Raw genomic sequence first — 24,487 nt, 5'->3', positions numbered from 1 at the left:
GGGGAGGCAGAGGATAAATATTTATATTGTTATATTTTGTGCTTCTTGCCTCTTGCCTTTTGCCTCCAATGACAACTGACAACTGACAACTGACAACTGACAACTGACAAATATGCAACTCCAATACTTTTTATTACTAGCAGCAGCTTTGTTTTGCATTGGCATCTATGGCTTGATTACTAGCCGTAACGCGGTACGGGTGCTAATGTCAATTGAGTTGTTGCTGAATGCTGTTAATCTGAATTTAATGGCATTTTCCAACTTTCTCGACTCAACATTAATTAAGGGTCAGGTTTTCACTGTTTTTGTGATTACCGTGGCAGCTGCTGAAGCGGCGGTGGGTTTAGCGATAGTGCTTGCCATTTATCGCAACCGTGATACCGTCGATATGGAGCAGTTTAATCTCCTGAAGTGGTAACAGTGCGTGCAACTCAAGCAGGTAATTATTGCTTATAAAGCACGAGATTCCCAGAGTAAACGCTGGGCAGAACTTTGTGCTAAACAACTAGAAGACCGTCAGTGCCATGTTTTAGTAGGGCCTAGCGGTCCTAAAGATAACCCCTATCCAGTGTTTTTAGCATCCTCAAGTCAACCAATTGATCTAGCGTTGGTTCTTGGTGGTGATGGTACTGTTTTAACCGGTGCTAGACATTTAGCCCCAGCTGGCATCCCCATTTTGGGGGTGAATGTGGGAGGTCATTTGGGGTTTTTAACTGAGTCAATGGATGAGTTTCAAGAGCCAGAAAAAGTTTGGGATAGGCTATTTGAGGATCGTTATGCTCTCCAGCGACGGATGATGTTACAAGCTGCTGTGTATGAGGGTCATCGCACAAATTTAGAGCCGGTGACTGAATCTTATCTGGCGTTGAATGAGTTTTGTGTAAAACCCGCTTCTGCTGACCGCATGATTACCTCAATTCTGGAAATGGAAATTGATGGTGAGGTGGTTGATCAATATGTAGGAGATGGGTTAATTGTCTCTACCCCCACAGGTTCAACGGGTTACACTGTTTCCGCCAGTGGGCCAATTATGCACGATGGAATGGAGGCAATTACAATTACACCCATTTGTCCCATGAGTCTTTCTAGTCGTCCTCTGATTTTACCTCCGGGTTCGGTGGTAAGTATTTGGCCTTTGGGGGATTATGATTTAAGTACAAAATTGTGGATGGATGGGGTGTTGTCTACTTCAATTTGGCCGGGACATCGTGTGGACGTGCGGATGGCGGATTGTCGGGCTAAATTTATTGTTTTGCGGGAGAATAATTCATATTATCAAACGCTGCGAGAAAAGTTACTTTGGGCTGGTACAAGAGTTCGCTACAGTAATAATCATCGTAATTGATGGGTAAGAATTCAGGAGTCAGGAGTCAGGAGTCAGAATATTTAATAAAACCGTGAAGTATCACTAGCGTGATTTTTGGCGTAACCTTGAAAAAGCTGATTTCTGAACGCTGATAGCTGAATGCTTACATTGATGGAAATATATTTTTCCCAGACTTTTACCGCAGTTTACTGGTAAAGACTAAATTATTTTAGCCCCCGGAAACATTCGGGGGTTTTTTGAGGAAATCTTAACTTGATTAAGTGATCAAGATTGACAGAAAATTTAAATTGTGAATTGGATAAATTTGTATCTTATTGCCAGATTTTAGTAATTAAAATGCCGATAATATATAGCCGTAGACAAGGCGTTTAGGACATTAATCAAAACTAACTTAGACACTCAAAGGCTTTTACCACTGTTACCTGTCACCTGTCACCTGTCACCTGCTATAGCAGTCAGCTTTTTAAAACTCTTGTCTGATAGAGATGTAAATGTATTACCAAACGATAACTTCTGATCTACATCCTGTTGATTTTCCGATTTTGCAAAATGAAAAATATATTTTACGACTTGCGGCAACTGAGGAAGAGTTAGAATCTATTTTTCGGTTGCGGTTTGAGGTTTTTAATGTGGAACTAGGTTTGGGATTTTCTAGTTCTCATTTGTCCAGTATGGATCGAGATAAGTTTGATGATGTTTGCCATCATTTGATACTTATTGCTAAACATACTGGTGAAACTATTGGTACATATAGAATGCAAACCTATACAATGAGTGCTAAGGGCTTAGGTTTTGATGCTGCTGATATATTTAATCTGTCTCAAATTCCTGTTTTTGTATTGCAATCATCTGTAGAAAGTGGTCGTGCTTGTATAGCTAAGTAATATCGAAATTTTCAGACACTTTTCTTGCTGTGGCAAGGATTAGCTAATTATTTAATTTATACTGGTAATCAATATTTTTTTGGTTGTGCATCTTTGTTAACACAATGTCCTGAGCAAGCGGTTTGTGCTTATAATTATTTTTTGTATAATCATTGGCTACATCCCAATATTTTAGTTACTCCTAATGTTGAATACTCTATAGAAATTAATCAAAGCTGCCCGGATTTATATGATGTGGAAATACCGAAAATTTTCCAGGCTTATTTGAGTGTAGGAGCTAAAGTTTGTAGTTTTCCGGCTATTGATAGACATTTTAAAACTATTGATTTTCTAATTATATCTAATATTGGGGAGTGGGGATTGGGGATTGGTGATTGGTGATTGGTGATTGGGTGGAGTTTCATTATGACATTATACCAAATTGCATAAAACACATCTAGAACTCCGATGACATAGGTATAATGCGAAGTCGGAGTTTTATTTATGTCTGTTAAATCCTCTAGTTCCCAGTTATGGCAGAAGGCAAAAGGCAAAAGGCAAGAGTAAAACCCTGGCTATTATTAGATTTCAAGGATCAATAATATCCTCATCCTATAATCCTCAAATTCCCAAAATACTGAGACTCACAAATAAACCTATCCTGTACATCCTTAAATCCTGGATATCCTGATTCAGACTGGGAACGAGATTTCAGTATTCTTTAAATCAAAATTAAATCAATTCTCAGCTTAAATTCATTTAACTCTAGGAATTATGCTTTAAATTGTCATTACAGACAAATTTGAGGCCGTTAAACCATGACGTTTCCGCATCTAGCAATTTTTACCCTCCTTACCCTTCTTACTTTCAGCTGTGCAAAGGAAGTGACCTCAACTCCTACAGAAAATAAACCTGAGTCTGTGAAAAATGTCGCTGCTTCAGTTGATAAGTTGACAAAGTTTCAGACTTTAGAACACAAAACGCAAGGTAAATTAAGTGTGTCTACTGAAAATGGAATTAGTTATTTAGAATTTGATCAAAGTTTTAAAACTGATAATGGACCAGATTTATTTGTTATTCTCTACCGTGGTAATGTACCACCAATATCTGGTATTAAAGAAAAAGATTATGTTAGTGTTGCTGCTTTACAAAAAATTAGTGGTTCTCAACGTTATGCTTTACCAAAAAATTTGCAGTTGGCAAACTTTCCCTCTGTAGCTATATGGTGTCGCAAGTTTAATGCTACCTTTGGTTATGCTCGTTTACCTAAGTAGTTATAATCTAGAGTGGTAATGGTAATTTTTATATTTTTCTGTCGCCACTTTTAATAAATTACTATTATTAGGCGATAATTATAAGTTGAGCCTATTTTTCAGACTTTTTCATAAATTTGGACAATTAAGAGTGTATGTATCAAAATTAAAGTGAAACAAAACAATAAAATTTGGCAGAAATTTGATATTTTTTCTTTACGGTTACGCTTAATTATGGGTATTGCTTTAGTTTCAGCTTTGGGACTAGGTGGTCTTGCTGGTTGGACAAGTTGGAATATGCAGCAAATTTTAATTAATAGTCATAAATATAATATTAGCCAAATTGCAGAAAGGTTGCCGCGTGATGTGCAACTTTATCAGGAAATGATGTACGCACAAACAAGTTTGCAAAAGGCAATTAATAACTTGACTGATACAGATACTTTTGTCTGGATAAAAGATAAAAATAATAAAATTATAGCTAAATCTAATAATTGGAATTTACTACCAGCAGCAACAGTAACTGAGTTGATGTCTTTAACTGAAATGTCAGTTAAACCTGAATTAGTTCAAGTTAATCAACGGTATTTTGTTTTATGTGGTGGTGCTTTACCACTGCAAGGTAAGGTTTTGGATAAGTTATTTGTAGCACAGGATGTAACTCGTGAACAGATAATGTTTATAGCAATGGTAAGAAGTTTGGTGATTGCTAGTATTTTAGTAGTTATAGCAATTTGTGTAACAATTGCATTTTACATCCAGGCTTCTCTACAACCATTACGTCAGTTAAATCAAATGACTGCTGTGATTTCTCTAGCCGATTTAGGTGCAGCAGAATTATATCTTGATCATGCGCCTAGTGAAGTTAAGGAATTGGCAACTACTTTTAATATGATGTTATCTCGTCTGTACCAATCTTGGGAACAGGAACGGCAATTTGTGAGTAATGTTTCTCATGAATTACGCACACCTTTGACAATTGTGAACGGTTATTTGCAAAGTGTTTTAAGAAGACATAATAATTTAACTTCCGCGCAAATCGAAGCTTTAGAAACTGCATCTATAGAAACGGAACGCACTATTAGACTTTTACAAGATTTACTAGATTTAGCTAGGGCTGATAGTGGATATTTACATCTGCGCTGGGATGTCTGTTTACTAAATGATTTGGTAACAGAAGTTGTGAGTATGGGAGAACAATATAGCAAAAGAGTAATAAAAATCGAATCAATTAATCAGAGAATTGAAGTCAAAATTGATTATAATCGTTTCAAACAAGTGCTGCTAAATTTGATTGATAATGCTGTTAAGTATTCGCCCGCAGATACAGAAATATTTATTAAGTTAAATTTCCAAAGGGAAGAGGCAATTATTCAAGTTTGTGACCAAGGTTATGGTATTCCTCTACAACATCAATCACGAATTTTTGAGCGATTTTACCGCGTAGATGAAGCTCGTACTTCTACGACTGGGGGTTGTGGTTTGGGATTGTCAATTGTGAAGACTTTTGTGGAAAGTATGGGTGGTCATGTGAGTGTGCGATCGCGTTTAGGTGAAGGTAGTATATTTACAATTAGTTTACCTGCTTCACTGTTATTAATTGACAATTGATAATTGACAATTGATAATTGATAATTATTTTATTCCAGGTTGAAAATCTTCCCTTTCAAAGGGGAACAAAGAAAATCAATTTCAGGCAGAGGTAATTGTCAATTGTTCATTATCCATGTTTGAAAATTTTAATTTTTAATTTTTCCTTAAGTTTTAGATGTCTAAAATTTAGCAGTTTCCATGTTAGTATTGACGATGCTCTGCCGAAATCCCAAGTATTATTATGACGCACATCTTACTGGTTGAAGATGAAGTCAAATTGGCTCGATTTATAGAGTTGGAATTGAATTATGAAGGCTATCAAGTCAGCGTAGCTTATGATGGACTCACTGCACTGACAGCAGCGCGGGAGTTAAATCTAGATTTAATCATTTTAGATTGGATGCTACCTGGCGTATCGGGGTTAGAAATTTGCCGTCGTCTGCGGACTACAGGTGATAAAGTCCCGATAATTTTATTAACTGCTAAAGATGAAGTGAGCGATCGCGTTGCTGGTTTAGATGCTGGTGCTGATGATTATGTAGTTAAACCCTTTAGTGTGGAAGAATTATTAGCAAGAGTCCGCGCTCATTTACGTAGAAGTAAAGAATCAGACAGCGCAGATATCTTAAGATTTGAGGATCTAAGTTTAAATCGAATTACGCGAGAAGTCTACCGAGGACAGCGGCTAGTGGAATTAACAGCAAAAGAATTTGATTTACTAGATTATTTACTCACCCATCCGCGCCAAGTAATTACACGCGATCGCATCTTAGAAGAAGTCTGGGGTTACGACTTCATGGGTGACTCCAACATTATAGAAGTTTACATTCGTTACTTGCGTTTAAAACTCGAAGCCAACAACGAAAAGCGTCTTCTACAAACTGTGCGCGGTGTCGGTTACGTATTGCGTGATTAAATTACAACCATCAAAAAATGAGCAATCAGCATTCCAAAATACTCAATTGTCAATTGTCAATTATCAATTATCAATTATATTAATATGCAGAATTGATAAAAAGTTAACACCTAACAACAACAATGACATATTTAGAAACCGTAGCCGAATTTTACAGCGAAGTTGCCCAAACACCAGAAGTAGGACTCTGTTGTGTCCAAAGTACACCCCTGCAATTACCAGGTTTAAAAATTCCCTTAGCAATGCAGGAAATGAATTATGGTTGTGGGACAACTGTTCATACTAATGAACTAGCAAATCAACCTACGGTTTTATATGTGGGAGTTGGTGGAGGTTTAGAAGCATTACAATTTGCTTATTTTTCCCGTCGTCCTGGTGCTGTAATTGCAGTTGAACCAGTGGAAGCAATGCGTGAAGCTGCTGCACGAAACTTAGAAATTGCGGCTCAAGAAAATCCTTGGTTTGACACCAGTTTTGTACAAATTTGTGCAGGGGATGCCTTTAATTTACCTGTTGCAGATGCTTCAGTAGATGTAGTAGCACAAAATTGTCTGTTCAACATTTTTGAACCAGCAGATTTAACCCGTGCTTTAAAAGCAGCATATCGGGTATTAAAACCCGGTGGAAGATTGCAAATGAGTGACCCCATTGCTACTCGACCAATTCCCCATCATTTACAACAAGATGAAAGACTACGTGCCTTGTGTTTATCAGGCGCACTCACCTATCAAGAATATACCCAACAAATTATAGATGCTGGCTTTGGACAAATAGAAATTCGCGCCCGTCGCCCCTATAGATTATTAGATCAACAAACTTATAACCTGGAAAAAAATCTCCTCCTAGAAAGTCTTGATTCCATTTCTTTCAAAGTTGATATTCCTGAAGATGGTGCTTGTATTTTCACTGGTAAAACAGCCATTTATGCCGGAACACAACCATTTTTTGATGATGCAGCCGGACATATTTTGCAACGAGGGATACCTGCCGCAGTCTGTGATAAAACAGCGGCAAAACTAGCAGCTTTAAAACCAACAGAAATCATGGTGACAGATTCTACCTGGCATTATGATGGCGGAGGTTGCTGTTAAAATAATTCGTAATTCGTAATTCGTAATTCGTAATTACCAGGACTTACGCAAAATATTTCTCAAACCCTCATTCCTCCCTGTTTTCTGTGCCTCTGTGGTTAATTTATTCCATAGCTCGTGCGTAAGTCCTAATTACTAAGGTTAAAATTGAAAAATTCAGATCAAGTTCAAGTTATAGCAACAGCGAAGGCGGTTAATACAAGATGAAAATTTCATAGTTTTAATCAAGCAAAAGTTATAAAAACTGACTGCTAATAGCTGGCTGCTGATTGCTATATCAAGTTTACTAGGATATAAATTATCGTGTCCACAGAAATTACACCTTTTCAAACTAAACTAACTTCACCCCTCACTAAAAGGGAAATAAATGTTTTACAAATCAATCTAGGTAAACGTTGTAACCTGGCCTGTAATCATTGTCATGTAGAAGCCAGTCCCAAAAGAACAGAAGAACTTTCTTTGGCAACTTGTCTAGAATTAATCGAACTCATTTATAAATTCCCAGAAATTAAAATCGTCGATTTAACTGGTGGCGCACCAGAAATGAATTATGGTTTTAAGCCATTAGTAGAAGCGGCAAAGGAAGCAGGTAAAGAAGTCATTGTCAGGTCAAATTTAACTATTTATTTTGTTGAGGGATTTGGTGATTTACCGGATTTTTTTGCTAAAAACCAAGTAAAAATTGTCGCATCTTTACCCTGTTATTTAGCAGATAATGTGGATAAAATGCGGGGTCATGGAGTGTTTGATGATTCCATTAAAGCTTTACAATGGCTGAATCAAGTTGGTTATGGACACAATCCCGATTTAATTTTAGATTTGGTGTATAATCCCCAATTACCCAACAGTGACAAATTCTCCTTAACTCCTGAACAGAATAATCTCGAATTAGCTTACAAAACATTTCTACAAGAACATTTTGACATCGTTTTTAATAACCTCTTCACCATTACTAACTTACCTGTAGGAAGAACAAAATTATATTTAGAACGCAAGCAGCTATACTCTAGCTATTTGCAATTTTTAGAGTTGCAATTTAACGCCGATACTGTTGAAAATTTAATGTGTCGTGATCAACTTTCAGTAGATTATTTAGGAAATATCTATGATTGCGACTTTAATCAAATGATGAATTTACCAGCAAAAAATTATCATGGTAAAACCCTCACACTTAGAAAATTATTAGAAGCGGGAAGTTTAGATGTAATTCGTGAAGTACAAACTGCGGATTATTGCTATGGTTGTACTGCTGGATGTGGTTCTAGCTGTGGTGGTGCTTTGGTCTAGTTTAGGTAATAGGGAATAGAAGGAGTTTTCATCCTCTAGCAAAAGGGATAAATATTTTGGCGTAGTGCGTAGGTACTTATTTATGTCATCAAATGCAAATGATGTAACGAAAGTTGTGGTAATTGATTCTTCAATAGTAATATGCCTTATGATCAAATAAGTTAAGTCTCCTCACACCACACCAAAGGCCGTGGATTGATTGAAATCTCCACGGTTTTTATTTTTTGATTAGTAATAAAAACCAAAAATCAACTATCAAGTAGGTTTTACTCCTAGCTTCTGCTTCTGACTCCTGTATGCTAATTTGAAAAAAATTCTGTTACCAAAACTGATACAAGCCTCCCAGGTCTAAATGGTTAGTCTATGATGATATTAGTTAAGCTCCTCACACCATACCGAAAGCCGTGATACCTTATGGTTCGCGGTTTTTTCTTGTTGTGTAAATTTATTTTCCGGTGAGTTTAACTAAACCAATACCACCAAAATAAAGTCCTAAAACTGCTCCTGCTAAAAGACTTTGAGTAAGAGGATCAGTAGAAGGTGTAAGTATAGCTCCTAAAACTACTGCGGACATAATTACAAAACGCCAACCAGCCAGCATTTGTGTAGAAGAAACAATACCTAAACTACCTAGCAATAATTGAATAATCGGAATTTGAAATGCTATTCCTGTGGTGAATAACAGCAACAATACAAATTCAAAATATTTTTCAATTGACCACAATTGTTCTACTACATCAGCACCGTAGTTGATGAAAAATTGCAAAGCTGCGGGAATAAGAAGAAAATAGGCAAATACTAACCCACCAACAAATAAGACACTCGATCCCAAAACCACAGGCCCTAACAAACGGCGTTCACGGCGCGTCAGTCCAGGAAGTACAAACTGAATAATTTGGTAAAGAATGAAGGGACTAGCAAGCACCAAACCACTGTAACCAGCAACTTTGATAGAGACAAAGAAGTATTCTCCAGGTGCTAGTTGGAGGAATTTTATACCATGCGCGGGGACTTCTAGTAGCTGCACCAAGGGTTTAACGACAACAAAACAGCCGATAACACCTAATACTACAGCAATGAGAGAGTAGAAAATCCGTAACCGCAATTCTTCAAGATGGTCAAAAAATGACATTTCCACTTCATCTGGTAACTCATCGAGGGGATTAACCTCTGAGTTACCTGATCCTTCCATGTCCATATCAGGAGAATTGATAGTATCTACGTCTGGTGAAGGGGTCATGAGTCAATAAATAGGCAACATTCCTTAACTATTTTATCTGGGAGAGCGACTAAGCTGTTAAACCTTTGATTTCCAGATGGAGAAGCTGATGGCGTAATGCTTTTAATTAATTGAACGCAGATAAACGCAGATAAACGCAGATGAATTGGAGATTATGTGCTGTCTCATGTCAAATTGGTAAACTGAATTTCTGGATTAAATTCAATTTTATAGTTACTAATAAATAGTTCTTGACCAATTTCAGCCTTTTTTTGTTTATAGTTATTCATTCCATACTGTAAATCCCATTCATAGATATAAATATTATCCCCAGCAAAGTTATTGTGTATTTGTGGGGAATCATCATAAGTAATCAACCATTTATGACAACATTTTTTTAAATCATCAGCAAATTTTTGATGGTCAAAACCTGTATGTAAATCTCCTCTTTTTCCATATAATTTAGATTTTTCTGCTTTTAAATATGGAGGGTCTAAAAAGATGAATACACTTTTTTCATCTCCATTTAAAATTTGAATGTAATTTAAATTGGTAATTTTGACATCTGGTGTTAAGATATTCTCTAATTTTTCTAGACGCTCTATTGATGAATAAGTAAATCTGGAATGAAAAGCTTCTAAAGAAAAACCACCTGATTCTACAGTTCCTGAAAAGGTGATTCTATTAAGAACAAAAAAGCGGACGGCTCTATCTAAATCGGATAAAGATTTGACATCAACGTTGGTTAACTCTGAAAATAAAAGTCTGCCATCTTGATATTTTTCTTTGATATGACGAACTTCAGAAACTAATTTAGATAAATTAGATTGGGCAATATGCCAAAATAGAAATAATTCCTGGTTTAAATCATTAATCCAAATCTTTAAGTTAGGGAAGGTTTGTTTTAGGTGAATAAATACAGAACCACCACCAACCATAGGTTCTCTGAATTCTGTAAAACTTTCTGGTAAATATTCAGAGATTTTTTTGATTGCTCTTGATTTACCGCCAGGATAACGGAGAGGGCTTTTAATCATAATAAGTATATCAATTGGCGATGAAGATGCGTATAATAATTTAAATTAGACATGATAAAAATTACAACTCATTCCCATGACTCGTTCAGCCCCTTATCAACCTTTGTTGTTACGAATTCTGCATGGCATTAGTGGAATTTTGGTAATTACGGCAATTATTAGCGGCTTTTTAGTATACAACACTTTTGATAAAAGATTTGGTAAACTTCCCATTCTTAAAATTGATCCAATTCAAGATATTCACGGTACAGCAGGTTTATTCTTCTTACTGTTATTACCAGCTTTCGCACTCTATAGCTTTCATGCTGGGAAAAAGCGCCTAATACAAGCAGAATTTATACAACAATTAACTCAAGTTGGTAAGCCAATTTGGTGGGTGAGTTTGCAACGTTTAGCAAATACGATGATGCTTATCGCCTCGGTTTTGGCAGTGATATCTGGCAGAATGATGAAGGAAGAATGGCTACCGATAGGTGAACTGAATCATATTTGGTATTATTTTCACCTTATCGCTTGGGTAATTATGGTTTGCTGTTTAGCAATTCATGTTTTGATGTCTGCTAAAGTGGGTGGTGCGCCATTATTATTATCAATGTTGTCGTGGAAGTTTCGTACAGAAGATGATCCTAGAAATTGGTTTAGTCGTTTACGTGGTTGGTTGAGTAATTTTTCTCATAATTTGAAGTCAGAAATTAATCAGTTTTTGCAAGGTAGTTTAACGGTGAAAATTATTGAGGTGTTTGTGTTGGTGGGAATTATAGCAGCTTTTTTGTTACCACTGTTGTTTTCAAATTCTACTGATTAATCCTCTCAAATATATAAAATAATTTATGCTTTGTAAGCATAAATCTTCTTTTTTACATCTTACTTAAACAGCAAATTCAGCAGTTTTGATAAATGCAACTTTCTACCTTGAGTGACATCAATAAGACTACCTGTAGCGAGATAAGTCCAGTTTGAAAATTGAGCAAAATATGGTGGTATGAGTCTTGACAGGTATAACAATATGCGGAATTTAGCACTTGTGAGTTTGGCTGCATTTTTAGGTACTGCGGCTACTTTTGCAATATCCAAAGATGTTCTAGCTATAAACGCAACCCAAACTTTATTATCTCAACAAAATCCTTCACCTAATATTTCACCTTCTCCTTCACCTACTGTTAGTCCTCGTACTCCCCGTACTCCCCGTACTCCCCGCGGTCCTCGGTAATAGTAAATATGGGATCAATTATTAGGAATTATGAGGGAAGGCGGTAATTTAGCAGGGTCTTCCTTTTTTAGCGTAGGGAGCGAAATATTACTCTGCCTGGATTTTGTTCTTGATTAATTCGTGTGTATAATCGCAGACAAGTTAAGACTTCTCCTGGTGTACCTCCGCAGTCTAGTTGCAGGTCGTCTTTTGAATAAGCACAAATATCGGCATAAAGTCCTGATAATTGTCTAATTTTTACGTCATGACCTGCTTGCATAGCTTTATCAGCGATTTTTTTAAGCATCCGCCGTGATTCTTGTTGTAGTTTTCCCCACCAAGAATAACGTTCGGCTGGGGGAAGAAATACTAGGGAATGTATGGCTTCATCCATGTCAATCCAAGCACGTAAAGTTAAGATAGGATCAGTATTTTCCTCAATTTTTTGGGTACGTTGCAAGCGATCGCTTAATGCTTGAAGATAAAGATGAAGTTGTTCTGCTTGGGATTTTAAAGAAACAATATCAAAGCTAAATACACTTTTTAAAGCATGATGTAAATCAGGTTCTATTTCAAGAAATTTAGTATATAAAAGTAAAAAACCTGCAAATAAATGTAAATCTTCAGAGTTATATTTCTGGGCAATATCTGACTTTAAAAAGGCTTTTTTAGATAAACATAACCCTTTAGCTTGAACAGTACCATTTAACCCAGGATAAATAATTTCATCGCGCACAAAAGGCAAGTGGTAAAGATTGACATAATCTTCTGTAGCGCCTAATTTCTGCACAATTTCTAAAGCGCGTTTTCGCCAAGAGGTTGCTAAATCTTCTGGAACTCGTAACAATTTACGGTGAATTTCGTTCCATAAATCAGCATCATTTTCACTTTGCAGGGGTGAATCTCCTAAATAAAAGTTTAGTTCTAAGTCAGAATTAAAAGCTTCGCGTAATTCAGTTAATTTAGGTTCATTTGGTTGAGATTCATCAACAATTGCAATTTCTGGAACTGATGCAGGTTTTAAAAGTTGGTGAATTTCTTCTATCACCTGTTGACATAATTCATGTCCTGGGTCGTCTGGGTATTCTGTTTGGGCTTGATTTAAAGTTGCCTTTAGTCCATATAAACTAAACCGTAATACCTGGGCTATTTGTGAGTTTTCTGTTGCTAATAATTGCTGTAAATGCTGCTTCATGGCAAGAAGATATTTGAGAAGTCAGGAAAAAATTCAATAATTGACAATCGACAATTATATTTAATTTGAAGATAGAGTTTTGAAAAAAGGTATTTTTTTCTTTTTACCCTTCAAAGAAGAGGTTTTAAACCTTGAAAAAAATAATTATCAATTGTCAATTATCAATTATCAATTGATTTAATGGATGCCGCAGAATGGATCGCGTTCTTTATCAATTTCGTTGGGTTGTAATTCTAGTTCTGCACGATAAACACATCCTTCTTGTTGGAGACATTCTTGATTATTTGATGTCCAATAAGGTACTTCGCCGGCGTGCATCCTTAATATACCTTTGTTGTCGAGGGTGACATGATATTGACAGGGGTAATCTGTGGTGATATCTGGTTTGCTAAGTGCGCCGATGCGTATCCATTTTTTGCTGTTGGTTTCCCTATCTGTTTGATAAATATAAAAGGTGTGTTGACCATGTTGGGGAAAGGGAGGTAAGGGATTGCTAATTAATCCTTTTCCTGCTTCGTTTACGCCATCTTGTAAATAGTGGAATGTTTGCAAGGATTGATTTTGATTGTGATCAACTGCAAATACTAAATGATAGGCATCTGGTTGATCAACGGTTGCTGATTCTAATACATTAATGGCAATATCACCATCTTTTAAGTCTTGATGGGGTTGTTCAATGGCGATATTCCAATTTAATTGTCCATCAATAAATAAATCTGCTGGTTCTGAGTTTGCTAAGATGACGGAATTGAGGTTAATTCCCTGCACGTCTATTAAATAATGGGGATTACCTTGACAAAGTAAAACACTAAATTGTAATGTTTGATCTATTTCAAATTGCAGTTTAATTTTCTTGAGAAACTCTGGTTCTTCCATGTTTAGTTTCTCCATTAATGTTTTACCATCGAAGCTACCCCAGAGGCGTAATTCTCCATCTTCGTAGTCTTGACGATAGATGATGTTTGTTAGTTGGATACCTTGCCAATTTGTCCGCACTTTGGCGACGCTTTCCCAAGGTGCAATTTGATAAAGTTCTTGTCCAGCGTTGAAGATGGCTAACAAATCATTACTTTGGGTTTTACGTTTGAAGTTGCAAGGTAGATAATAAAATAGGTTTTTGACATCTATTTCTAGCTGGTTTGCACCTTTACGAAGTAGGTTTTTTGACTCTTCGGGATCAAATCTTAATCTTCTTAATTTTTCGGCGTAACAAGCACCAGCGGATGTGGCAAGTTTGGTAAATTCTAAAACAAATGTAATCCGTTCTGGGTTCCACACAAAATAGGGAGATTTGCTAAATTCTTGGTAGATTTGTTGTTGTACTAAATCTAAATTACAAGTTTTACCGGAGAGAATTAACCAATCTACTTTTTGTTTGTTGTCTGCATTTAAACGGCTTTCCATTAAACCTTTAGCAATACCAATGGCTTCTTTAATGGCGGAAGTTGCTGCGCGTTCAAATTGTTGACTGTCTATGGTTATGGAGATAGCATCAGGGATGATGATTTGGAATTTAACTGCGCTTTGGGCGAGTAGTTCACTAATTTGTTGTTCGGAAAGGGTGAAGGTTAATAGGGAACTATCTCCTGGTAATTTTTGCCCTAGTTTTAATTTCGCAGCTTCGGCATGATCCCACAGGGTGTAAAATGTTTGTAGGCGTTGGGGTGCTTGTTGCCAACGGGTTGGTAATACTTTTTCGGCTGTATCTAAAGCATCTTTAAAAGCGACATCACCTTCAGGATTTTCTTTGTCTACACATTTTAATAAACTCCCACTTTTAAATTTGCCATCTTCTAAAAAACGTTCGTTTAATTCTGAGTTGATTAAATCTTCTAGTTTGTCGCTTTCGATGTCACCATTGGTTATTGCTGTTAAGAGAAAATCGGCTATTGCCACTTTTAACAAGCGGAATATTCGCAAAGTAATTAACTCACCACCCAATTGCAAATGTCCAGAAGAACCTAATAATTTTGGAGTCAGTTTATAGTAACGTCCACCTAAACCTCTATCTTCATGGTCTGCAAAGTAGGGAGTTTTATCTTCTAATGTCAGTTCAATTAATGCTAAGTCTGTCGTTCCCCCACCAATATCTAGAACTAAAACATTTTGTGACCATTTATTTTTTTCTTGACGACAACGGGTTTTAAATGACTCAATGCCAATATTGAGATTTCCACCAAATTCTCGCCATAGAAAAAAGATAGCTACAGAAACCGCTTCATCGTAAGCAGTTTGCACATCATCTATTCCTAATTCTTCCACTAATGCCTTAATTTCTTTACGCACTACTGGAGGTGCAACTGTGGGATAGGTGACAACTCCTGTTAATAAATCTCCTTCCGAAAATCTTCTTCTGGCACGTTGACGATAATCTTCTGTTAATTCAATTAAATGCGCCCATGCTGCTTGAATTAATTGATTAACTTGAATGTTATTTTCTTCCTCATTTAAAATGACTGGGAAGGTACGATTTTGTCCAAAATAACGTTTAGGTGAGTGATGGAATCTGCTAATAATATCTTTAACAGAACTAATTGTACCTTGGGCAATGGCTTTTTTACGATTGTCCCTTGCTTCCCTACCCATCTGCAATTTTAAAGGTTCAATTTGCGATACTTCCATTTCACTAGGAATTTCTGTTTCCCGTCTGTTAATATCTAAAACTACAGGAATCAAATTTTGTGATTCTAAAGTGGGAACGCGGAAAACTTCATGATATATCTGATAAAGTTTTTTGCTAACAGCACGGCGAAATCTATCACTATTTCCTAAACATAATTCAATTTGGCGAATTGCTTCTAAAAATTGTTCTTTGTTATCCGTTTCAAACACTTCACTTAACTGTTCTGGTTCAATTTCTAAGTTTTTGCTAATATTAGCTATAAACTTTTCCCACTCATTTACACTTATATCTGGTAAAGCCGAAGCAGGAGGAGAACTTAACCATTCTGCTAACCGCTGACGTAATCTTAATTCTTGTTCTTTGGGTAAAATTTCCGCAATTGGTACTTCAATCGGGTCAAAAAGTGTAACTGTAGAGTTAGAAGTACCAAAATCGACAGCAAACCAACCAGGAAATCTTTTTTTTGGTTTTTCATTGAGTTTTTCACTCAATTGTTGACTTAATTTATTCAGATAGGTGTCTAATTCAAAAGGATTCATAGTTTTATTTGTTGTTGTTTCAAAATCAGGTGTAAACCAAAGATTACAGGAAACGCCCATATTTTTGCGAATAGATAATATAGGTTTTCCTGTCATATCAGAATCAAAATACTCGACAATTACCTGTAAATTACAGTTTACTGCTTCGGTTAACGGTTTCTCTAACTGAAAAGGATATTGACCTAATTGACATAGGTTAGAGATTTTCTTCGGTGTAGCGGAGTTAAAGTGTTTATATGTTTGTTGAATTTCTGCTGCTAATTCCTTTGGTGTTCCTACTACGCTACAAGTAATGCGAGAAATATAAGGAATATTGCTGTTAGTAGCCACAATTTGAATAGCAGGTAAATCCAAACCTTGATTTTCTTTAACCCGCAGTTGATATTTGGGTGGAAGACGAATTTCCACAGACATAATTTGCTAATTCGTAATATTTCCTATGGCTAACGCCACGCTACGCTATCGGAAACGCTTCGCGAACGTCATTCGTAATTCGTAATTGGTAGATGCGGAAAATAACCTATTCCCTATTCCCTGTTCCCTGTTCCCTTCTTCCGTTAAAAATACTCATAAATATCACTCTCATTAATTGATGCAATATCCGCAAGAATTTCTAACCAAGTGGGAATTGCTAACTCTGGGGTAGAATCTCCCGCAGCAATATATCTGAGAAGTTCTTCTTTTTTAGATAAGTTTTGCAAACTGGGAATAATTTGATCTAAAATTCCTTCTAGTTCTGCATTCACTTGTTGATTAACTTCGCTGACATATTGAACGAGATGCAAACTAGCACTAGCGGTAATTTCATCACGCAACCTTAATACAAAGAGTTGATGATTTGCAGCACGGGATGAAGTTTGATTTCTTTCAGGAGACCAATCAAATATTTGTCCTATACTGTGTTTTTCGTCCCGTCGCGCTAGGGGAAACATGATGTCTGGAGAGATAGATTTATCTTGATTATTGATTTCTCCGATAATCGCTTCTTTCCATTGGTTTGGATCACATCCCAATAGAAGTTTATAAAATAAATCTGCGGCTTCAACTCCAAATTTATTTTCAATAAATTCTTCCAGTTCAGGATTGAGAATTGCCTGTAATTTTTCCCGTTCTAGAACTACTTGATGTGCCAATTTATTTAACAAGTCTACCACGGCTTGACGAATGCGATCGCTCGCAAAATCTTCCAGTTCTTTAACAGTCTTTTCAAACTCTGGATAAAAATCATCACTCTTGGTCGGTAAGGAATTATTAACTCTATTACCACGGTCAAATAATTTCCCGGCTGCACCTTTAGATTCTGCTAAGGCAATTGTCCCATTTTGACATTTATTAAACAATAAAGTCCACTGACTCCAATTGAGAATTCTATAGGTCAATTCATCTTTGATGACATCACTAACAACCACTCCCCGTCTATCTTTAAGTGGTTCTTTACCCAGGTTTTTTTGAAAGTTTCGGTAGGTTTTATCTAAACTTTCAATTGCTAAACGTAAATCAATTAAAGCGGGAATATCGGCTGTGGGTATACCTTGTTCGTGAATTTCGGCGATAATATCTTTGAGTTGTTCTTGTTGTTGATGGACAACATCCGCCGCCCTGCGGGTATCTTCATATAATTGTTTTAAACCGTGAGTAGTAACATGATTTTGAATCAGTTCCCGTAGTTTACTAACTCCTCCATCTTGGGCAAAATAACTTAACTGTCTACCTAGAGAATTACGGGGTTCATTGGTTAATAATTTTTCGCTTAATTTACCCCATTTTTCTTGTAATTTTTTGGAACGTTCTAGATAATCAGGATAATCTAAATTAGCTAAAAATTCTTCTGACCCGGCTTTCACTTTTGTCGAACGTTTGGCTAATTCTGCTAACCCTAATAGTGGGGATAATAAAACGATGCGGTCTTTTTGGGTAGTAAAAGCTTCTGCACCATCAATAATAGTTTGTAAAACTTTTAGCTTCTGAAAAACTACATCTGTTTGTAAAGGTTGGGCGTTAGGATGATATTCAATTAAAAAATCTAAGATTCTTTCCCCACCTTCACTATCTAAAGGTAATTGGTCAAACCGTCCCACACCGACGAGAATTAAATCTTTTAAATCCTGTCCTGGGCGTTGTTGCTGCATCATGGTAAAAATTTTGTTGGCGCGATCGCTTCCCGGTGATTTACCATTTAATAAAACTAAAATTGTCTGTACCTGCGCCAATTCTCGCAATGATAAAAATGTATCTCTCGCACCTGAATTAGCTGCACCTAAACCGGGAAAATCTAATAATACAAATTCTTCCGCACCAGTCAAATCCCAAATTTCTCTGGATATCTTGACTTCAATATCAACCCGGCGAATTAAAGGAAAACTATTTTGTAATAATTGAGTTTGTAGAACTTGGGGCGCACTAGGTAAGCGAATATGTGCAGGTGGTATATCCTCAAATCTCAATGTTTGAATCGCCATTGCCATTTCGGTGAGTTGTAACCCTTCCTGGGCTGTAGCTGCATCAATGTGATAATGCTTACTACACAAAGCTTCACCATAAGCTTGATAAGCCCGCAAAAATAATATTAACTCCCGCAATAAATAGCGTAATTCCAAATTATTAGAACTCTTCCAAGCTTCCTCACACCAGTGAGAAATATCTTTACCGGTTTTAATTTTAGAAACTTGTAAAGGTGGTAAACCAGCAGCCACAGCACGACGGTTTGCTTCTCCTAACATGAAATGTAAACACTCATTCACACCTTCATGGGATAAATACTCAACGGTGTAATTATCTATTTGGGTAGTAGCAAATTCATCTTGTGGTTTAATATGAATTGCTGTGACATTTCCCGTAGTGGGATTTTCGCTGACTGGTAAAGCATCAGCATAACCAATTAAACTACCTAGCAGCAAACTTTTACCGCTGCTAAATTCACCCATCACACCAATTTTCACAGGTGAAGTGGCCAGTTCTACAGTCTTCTGTGCAGCTTCTCGCAAACGCATTAGACAGTCATCCAGGCTAGTAGGAACCCAATCTTCTTGTTGGGAGGGGCGTTGGGGTACAGAGTCAATTTTGCGGAGGATAAACTCACCGTACTCTTTAAACCTGGTTAGTTTGTCTGGTTCCATTAGTCGTTTCTGTCTAAGTTCATTTTCTGTGTGGGTTATAGCACAAAAAATGAAAACCTCCACTTTTGATGCAACGAAGGGAAGGGTGTAAGGGTGTAGGGGTGTAGGGGAAGAAAAGGGTGTAAGGGTGTAAGGGTGTAGGGGTGTAGGGGGAGAAAAGGGTGTAAGGGTGTAAGGGTGTAGGGGTGTAGGGGTTTAGCAATGCTTGATGGTGTCAACTTAACGTAAAACCAATAACCCGACTGGGAATGAATTCCCAGTCTAATAACAGAAGTCATCTAAAGATGACTAAAAATACCCAAAAATCTATAGTTTACTAAAGTAAACTCTGACTATTAGCCATGAAATATGGCTTACGCCACGCTACGCTATCATTTCATGGCGGGTGTGGAAGCCAACAAATAAGACATTTTTCGCTTAATTTGACACCATTAAGCTTTTGCTTTACTCCTACAAATTTTCCTTTGATTTTAGTCATCTTTAGATGACTTTTGTTATTAGCAAGGAAATTCATTTCCTTGTGGGTTATCGGTTTTACATGAATTCCCCTTGCGGGGAAGTTGGTTTGTAAAGTGAATGATGTTTTTAATTCTGCTCGGGAGGCTGCAGTTTCCATCCCCTTGCGGGGAAGTTGGTTTGTAAAGAGTTCACCTCTGGAAGCCTTACAGAGTAAGGGTTTCAGACCCCCATTTCGACACCACATTTTTTATTCTCAATAAGTGCCAAAAAATTCTCAATAAATAAGGCATCGTAAAACCGGAAACGCTGATCCTGTAAGCAATCGACACCAGTCAACGAAATTATGCGGTTTTCAAGGTTCGGGCTAGTGGTGTCGAAATATTTTTACCACTTTTGTTAGTGTGACCTATCTAACCTAAATTTTCAAAGGTTACTTATAATTTCTTAAAAATTTGCTTCCTCTATCGATCAATTTTCCATTGATAAAATCCCAGTTTTCATCCTGTTCATCCTTAAATCCTGGAAATCTTGATTCTGACAGTTCCCTACTTAATCAACAAACCACCTAAAATGAGAGCGATCGCACTTTCTGTATGTTTCTCCACCATCTCTGAACTCAAGCGATCTATCTCTGGTGTCAAATGTTTCCAGTTTTCTTGAACTACAAAATAAAAAATACACACACTAATAATATGAGTTAAGGTCAAAAATGGATCTACAGGCCGGAAATATCCCTCATTTATCCCCCTTTCTAAAACCTTCAATAGTGGTGCATATAAATTCATGGGGTTAATTTGCTTGAAATACAAACCCTGATTTTGACTCGCTTCCTGAAACCACAACATTTGACGATGGGGATAAGCGACTTCATAGGCGATCGCACTGCGAATAATTTGCTTTAATGCTTCCTGGGGATGTAACTTTTCTAATTCTAGTTGATTTACTACTGACAATGCTTCATTGATCGGACGCTGCAAAACCGCTTTATACAAACCTTCTTTATTCTCAAAATAATAGTGAATCATCGCTGTGGTAATTTTCGCACGATCTGCGATCGCACTCAACCGCGCCCCCTTTAACCCATCTTTAGCAAATTCAATCTCCGCTGCATCCAAAATTTGCTGCTGCGTCACCTCTGCATCCCGCACCTGACGCACCAATTTAGTACCTCCCCTATTTTTCACAGATTTAACCACCGCTTTATTATCTATACATTGCTTGTACATCGTAACAATAGTTGACAGCAATCTGACCTATTGTTAAACTAATTAAAAAATTAGTTAATTAAATAAAAGGTTGTTTATGACTATGTTACAAGGCGCACCCTGGTTATTAGCTCATCGTTCCATGCTGCAACCAAATCAGCCTTTTAAAATTTCCCTGTATGGTCAAGATTACGTAATATGGCAAGATAAAACAGGTAAAATTAGTTGCTTGCCTAACGCCTGTCCCCATTTAGGTGCAATGCTTTCAGAAGGTTGGTGTGTGACGAAAGCAGATGGTAGTAGTACCGTAGTTTGTCCATTTCATGCTTTAGAATTTGACAGCAACGGTTGTACAGTTTTACCAAACAGCAATAAACAAACAAAACCTTTACTTCAACCATTAGAGGTAATTATTCAAGGTGATTTTATCTGGACTTATGGTGGATATGAAGCGAAAATTCCTATCCCGACAATTTTAAACGATTTTGCCGCCGAATATGAATTTATCGGACATTCAAAAAACTTTAGCGTCAAAACTGAACTCCTAACCATGCTATTAAATATGCATGACTACGACCATCAAAATGGTACACATCGACCCTTATTTGAAATTGAAAAAGTAGACTTTAAAGAATTTATTGATAACGGATATCACTCCCATGCTTACTTTGATTTAATTAGAAAGCAACCTAAATTAAATGATTTGCTGAAAAATCCGGGACTGATAGCCATACCAAACACAATTAACGCCCATTTAGAAAATTTCTTTCCTTGCTTGGTAATCGTGCATGGTGAAAGTCCTGTGGCGAGTGTGAAACAAATTCATTTCTTTGTTCCCGAATCAGAAACCCATACCCGCACCTATGTGTTAGTTTTTGGAAAAGCTAAAAATCCCATTGCCCATTTAATCAAGAAAAATTTTGTCCGTTTAGCAGAAGTAATTGTTGAACAAGATGTGGATGTTTTGGGTAAACTTTATTCCAACATTCCTCAACATATCAAATTAAATAACGAAATTGGTATGGATTGGGTAAAACGCAATTTTAAAAATTTTCCCATGACTGTTGAAAATCAGACAGCAATAAATAAGCCAGAAAAGGGAGTTTTCACCAGAAATATCAAATGACATCTCCAATAATATGGACAGTTGTAAAGTAAAGTAGACATAAAAATTATCCTCTTACACGAATATAAACCCAATTTTGCTTGACGGAAGATTACCTTCCCTGTGGTACGCTATCTGCTTTAGATAGTGTCGAGGTACAGAAAATGTCTAAACTGCGGGTGGGGTTGCTGTTTGGTGGACGTTCTGGAGAACATGAGGTGTCAATAGTTTCTGCAAGGGCGATCGCAACTGCCTTAAGTGCAGAAGAAAATAGTCATAAATACGAAATTCTCCCCTTCTACATCCAAAAAGATGGTGTTTGGCAAGCCGGAGAAATAGCACAACAAGTTTTAGCATCAGGTGTAGCTAGAGAAAATCCTGCCGTAACCCCTAATTTATGGCAATTTCCACCCCAAGCAGCAGAAATTGATCTGTGGTTTCCCATTCTCCACGGACCCAACGGAGAAGATGGTACAATCCAAGGCTTACTGACTTTAATGCAAGTTCCTTTTGTCGGTTCTGGGGTGTTAGGTTCAGCCGCCGGCATGGATAAAATTGCCATGAAAACCGCTTTTGCCCAAGCCGGACTACCCCAAGTAAAATATAAGGCATTAACGAGGGCGCAAGTTTGGTCAAATCCCTGTGTATTTCCTAAATTATGTGATGAAATAGAAGCCACATTAGGCTATCCCTGTTTTGTCAAACCTGCTAACCTCGGTTCATCGGTGGGAATTGCCAAAGTGCGATCGCCAAAAGAATTAGAAGCAGCTTTAGATAATGCCGCAACCTATGACAGACGCATCATTGTGGAAGCGGGAGTTGTTGCTAGAGAAGTAGAATGTGCAGTGTTAGGCAACGATAACCCCAAAGCCTCAGTCGTTGGTGAAATTACCTTTGATAGCGATTTTTACGATTACGAAACTAAATATACCCAAGGTAAAGCTGATTTATTTATTCCTGCACGTCTCCCAGAGTCAGTGATTCAACAAATTCAAGAAATGGCACTCAAAGCCTTTGCTGCTGTTGATGCTGCTGGTTTAGCACGGGTAGACTTTTTCTATGTAGAAGCTACCGGAGAAATTTTGATTAACGAAATTAATACCTTACCAGGGTTTACATCTACAAGTATGTATCCTCAACTTTGGGCAAATACTGGTATTGCTTTTCCTCAATTAGTAGATCAATTGATTCAACTAGCAATGGAAAGACATAAAACTTCTAAATTAGAAGATTCAGTAAATTAATTTGCCGACAATTGGTAGAAATTAGCCTCAAACCTGATTTTTTGTAAAGGTTAGATAAAAAAACGCTATTTTTGCCAAAAAGCTACTTTCAGCTTCCATCTTCCTACTGATAGCTAACACTTGTGTCTTCTAGTACAATAGTTTACTAGAGGATGCAAGCGAAAATCAGTTATGGACAATCACAATGTCAAGCCTGAACCACAGGAAGTAACAAAAACCAGTCCAGAGGAATCAAAAAACATATCTTCATCTATATCTTCATCTCAGAACCTGTTGGTAAAACATCCTTGGTTATGGTTCGTGGGTTTGTTAGGAATTCCTTTGCTAGTCACCATCTTTGGCTATTACCAACTAATTTATGTCGGTTATACACCACAAATAGAACCAGAAAAACCAGCAAAAGTAGTCAGAGAGAAAATAAACACAACACCGTCTAATCTCAACAATCCTACACCATTGTGGTTAATGTTAGCGATCGCTCTCACCTGTGCGTCTGGTTGCTGGGTTATTTATCGCTTACTCAAACTTCCTCAACGGGTTTGAATAGGGTGTAGGGGTGATGGGGTAAATGTCCGAAACTGAGTGATAACAAGTATTTCACTCTTGCCTTTTGCCCTTTGCTATAACTGACAACTAACAACTGATTAAAAAGTGCCAACTTGGCAACCAATCCATAAAACAGCAAGTTAAATTAATGAAAGATAAACGACTTAAAGGGTGTTGTTATCAGGGTCTACTACATGAATAATTTAGTCGAAAAAAATGATTTTAACAAAATTTTTAATCGACATATAAAGGAATATACGAACAATTTTCTGAACCATTAGTTCAGCAAAAAATAATAATCAGGTTTCACATTTGCTGCAATAGGAATATGAACAGCATATAGGCACTGTCGTTGACGTACAATTTAGCCCCCCCCTAAATAACGGGCAGTGTCTATAACATATTCCTGAACGCCCCAGCAGCAAATGTAGAGTGGGAGATTAAAGGCGCTTGGTATGCTTTCTCCCACTCTTCTTTTATCCATGGAAAATTGACAATTGACAATGGAAAATTGACAATTGACAATTGACAATTGGTTAATTTGGTTTAATACCGTTTCTTTTTCAAGAGAAAGAGCCAAAAAAACCTTTTCTTACTTTCAATATTCTACCCTTTAGGGAGATGTAATTGTCAATTGTTGAAAAAGCTATCAGCAGTCAGCAGTAAGCTAAATTAAAGTT

General features: G+C 37.0%; 18 protein-coding genes and 1 pseudogene. 13 read left to right on the top strand and 6 right to left on the bottom strand.

The window, feature by feature from the left end:
- Positions 1–112: 112 nt before the first annotated feature.
- From nuoK to arsS, 8 genes and pseudogenes are all read left to right on the top strand, one after another.
- The gene (nuoK, locus tag A0J48_RS14635; protein ID WP_006199065.1) at positions 113–418 is read left to right on the top strand and encodes an NADH-quinone oxidoreductase subunit NuoK; all 306 of its coding nucleotides are present in this window, start codon (positions 113–115) and stop codon (positions 416–418) included.
- A 6-nt stretch (positions 419–424) separates the two neighbouring features.
- Complete coding sequence (locus A0J48_RS14630) at positions 425–1,345, top strand: NAD(+) kinase (protein WP_200324175.1); 921 nt, start codon at positions 425–427, stop codon at positions 1,343–1,345.
- A gap of 473 nt (positions 1,346–1,818) precedes the next feature.
- Positions 1,819–2,592: pseudogene (locus A0J48_RS14625) on the top strand (GNAT family N-acetyltransferase).
- Positions 2,593–3,008: 416 nt separating this feature from the next.
- On the top strand, positions 3,009–3,464 hold the full coding sequence (locus A0J48_RS14620; RefSeq protein WP_200324173.1) for a DM13 domain-containing protein: 456 nt from the start codon (positions 3,009–3,011) through the stop codon (positions 3,462–3,464).
- 150 nt (positions 3,465–3,614) lie between these two features.
- Complete coding sequence (locus A0J48_RS14615; RefSeq protein ID WP_200324171.1) at positions 3,615–5,054, top strand: sensor histidine kinase; 1,440 nt, start codon at positions 3,615–3,617, stop codon at positions 5,052–5,054.
- A 223-nt stretch (positions 5,055–5,277) separates the two neighbouring features.
- On the top strand, positions 5,278–5,952 hold the full coding sequence (locus A0J48_RS14610; RefSeq protein WP_200324169.1) for a response regulator transcription factor: 675 nt from the start codon (positions 5,278–5,280) through the stop codon (positions 5,950–5,952).
- Between the two features lie 122 nt (positions 5,953–6,074).
- Positions 6,075–7,043 carry an arsenosugar biosynthesis arsenite methyltransferase ArsM gene (gene arsM / locus A0J48_RS14605; RefSeq protein ID WP_200324166.1) on the top strand — a complete coding sequence of 323 codons (969 nt, stop codon included), beginning with the start codon at positions 6,075–6,077 and terminating at the stop codon, positions 7,041–7,043.
- A gap of 300 nt (positions 7,044–7,343) precedes the next feature.
- A complete protein-coding gene (gene arsS, locus A0J48_RS14600; RefSeq protein ID WP_200324183.1) occupies positions 7,344–8,330 on the top strand; it encodes an arsenosugar biosynthesis radical SAM (seleno)protein ArsS in 987 nt (328 codons plus the stop codon).
- A gap of 445 nt (positions 8,331–8,775) precedes the next feature.
- On the opposite strand, the gene tatC is transcribed toward arsS, so the two are convergent.
- Positions 8,776–9,570 (bottom strand): twin-arginine translocase subunit TatC, encoded by a 795-nt coding sequence (gene tatC, locus A0J48_RS14595; protein WP_200324164.1) that lies wholly within the window; start codon positions 9,568–9,570, stop codon positions 8,776–8,778.
- A 164-nt stretch (positions 9,571–9,734) separates the two neighbouring features.
- Entirely contained in the window at positions 9,735–10,586 is an 852-nt protein-coding gene (locus A0J48_RS14590) for a DNA adenine methylase (RefSeq protein ID WP_200324162.1), read from the bottom strand.
- A 76-nt stretch (positions 10,587–10,662) separates the two neighbouring features.
- Between A0J48_RS14590 and A0J48_RS14585 the strand changes: the two genes are divergently transcribed.
- A complete protein-coding gene (locus A0J48_RS14585; protein ID WP_200324160.1) occupies positions 10,663–11,391 on the top strand; it encodes a cytochrome b/b6 domain-containing protein in 729 nt (242 codons plus the stop codon).
- A 201-nt stretch (positions 11,392–11,592) separates the two neighbouring features.
- Complete coding sequence (locus A0J48_RS14580) at positions 11,593–11,796, top strand: hypothetical protein (RefSeq protein ID WP_200324158.1); 204 nt, start codon at positions 11,593–11,595, stop codon at positions 11,794–11,796.
- A 67-nt stretch (positions 11,797–11,863) separates the two neighbouring features.
- On the opposite strand, the gene A0J48_RS14575 is transcribed toward A0J48_RS14580, so the two are convergent.
- The 4 genes from A0J48_RS14575 to A0J48_RS14560 form a co-directional block, all read right to left on the bottom strand.
- Positions 11,864–12,970: a hypothetical protein gene (locus A0J48_RS14575; RefSeq protein ID WP_200324156.1), complete on the bottom strand. Its 1,107-nt coding sequence runs from the start codon at positions 12,968–12,970 to the stop codon at positions 11,864–11,866.
- A 177-nt stretch (positions 12,971–13,147) separates the two neighbouring features.
- Positions 13,148–16,546 carry an acetate and sugar kinases/Hsc70/actin family protein gene (locus A0J48_RS14570; RefSeq protein ID WP_200324154.1) on the bottom strand — a complete coding sequence of 1,133 codons (3,399 nt, stop codon included), beginning with the start codon at positions 16,544–16,546 and terminating at the stop codon, positions 13,148–13,150.
- Positions 16,547–16,689: 143 nt separating this feature from the next.
- Positions 16,690–19,248, bottom strand: coding sequence for a dynamin family protein (locus A0J48_RS14565; RefSeq protein ID WP_200324152.1), 2,559 nt, complete (start codon positions 19,246–19,248; stop codon positions 16,690–16,692).
- Between the two features lie 1,004 nt (positions 19,249–20,252).
- Entirely contained in the window at positions 20,253–20,903 is a 651-nt protein-coding gene (locus A0J48_RS14560; protein WP_325078835.1) for a TetR/AcrR family transcriptional regulator, read from the bottom strand.
- Between the two features lie 106 nt (positions 20,904–21,009).
- Between A0J48_RS14560 and A0J48_RS14555 the strand changes: the two genes are divergently transcribed.
- The 3 genes from A0J48_RS14555 to A0J48_RS14545 all read left to right on the top strand — a co-directional run bounded on the left by A0J48_RS14555 (position 21,010) and on the right by A0J48_RS14545 (position 23,804).
- Positions 21,010–22,038 (top strand): Rieske 2Fe-2S domain-containing protein, encoded by a 1,029-nt coding sequence (locus A0J48_RS14555; protein ID WP_234300928.1) that lies wholly within the window; start codon positions 21,010–21,012, stop codon positions 22,036–22,038.
- 143 nt (positions 22,039–22,181) lie between these two features.
- Positions 22,182–23,261: a D-alanine--D-alanine ligase family protein gene (locus tag A0J48_RS14550; protein ID WP_200324148.1), complete on the top strand. Its 1,080-nt coding sequence runs from the start codon at positions 22,182–22,184 to the stop codon at positions 23,259–23,261.
- A 171-nt stretch (positions 23,262–23,432) separates the two neighbouring features.
- Positions 23,433–23,804 (top strand): hypothetical protein, encoded by a 372-nt coding sequence (locus tag A0J48_RS14545; protein WP_200324146.1) that lies wholly within the window; start codon positions 23,433–23,435, stop codon positions 23,802–23,804.
- The last annotated feature ends 683 nt before the right edge of the window (positions 23,805–24,487 follow it).

The sequence above is a fragment of the Sphaerospermopsis aphanizomenoides BCCUSP55 genome, assembly GCF_001586785.1.
Taxonomy (GTDB): Bacteria; Cyanobacteriota; Cyanobacteriia; order Cyanobacteriales; family Nostocaceae; genus Sphaerospermopsis_A; species Sphaerospermopsis_A aphanizomenoides_A.
Note: the sequence above shows the minus strand (reverse complement) of the source record. Positions and strands in the feature narration are given on the sequence as shown.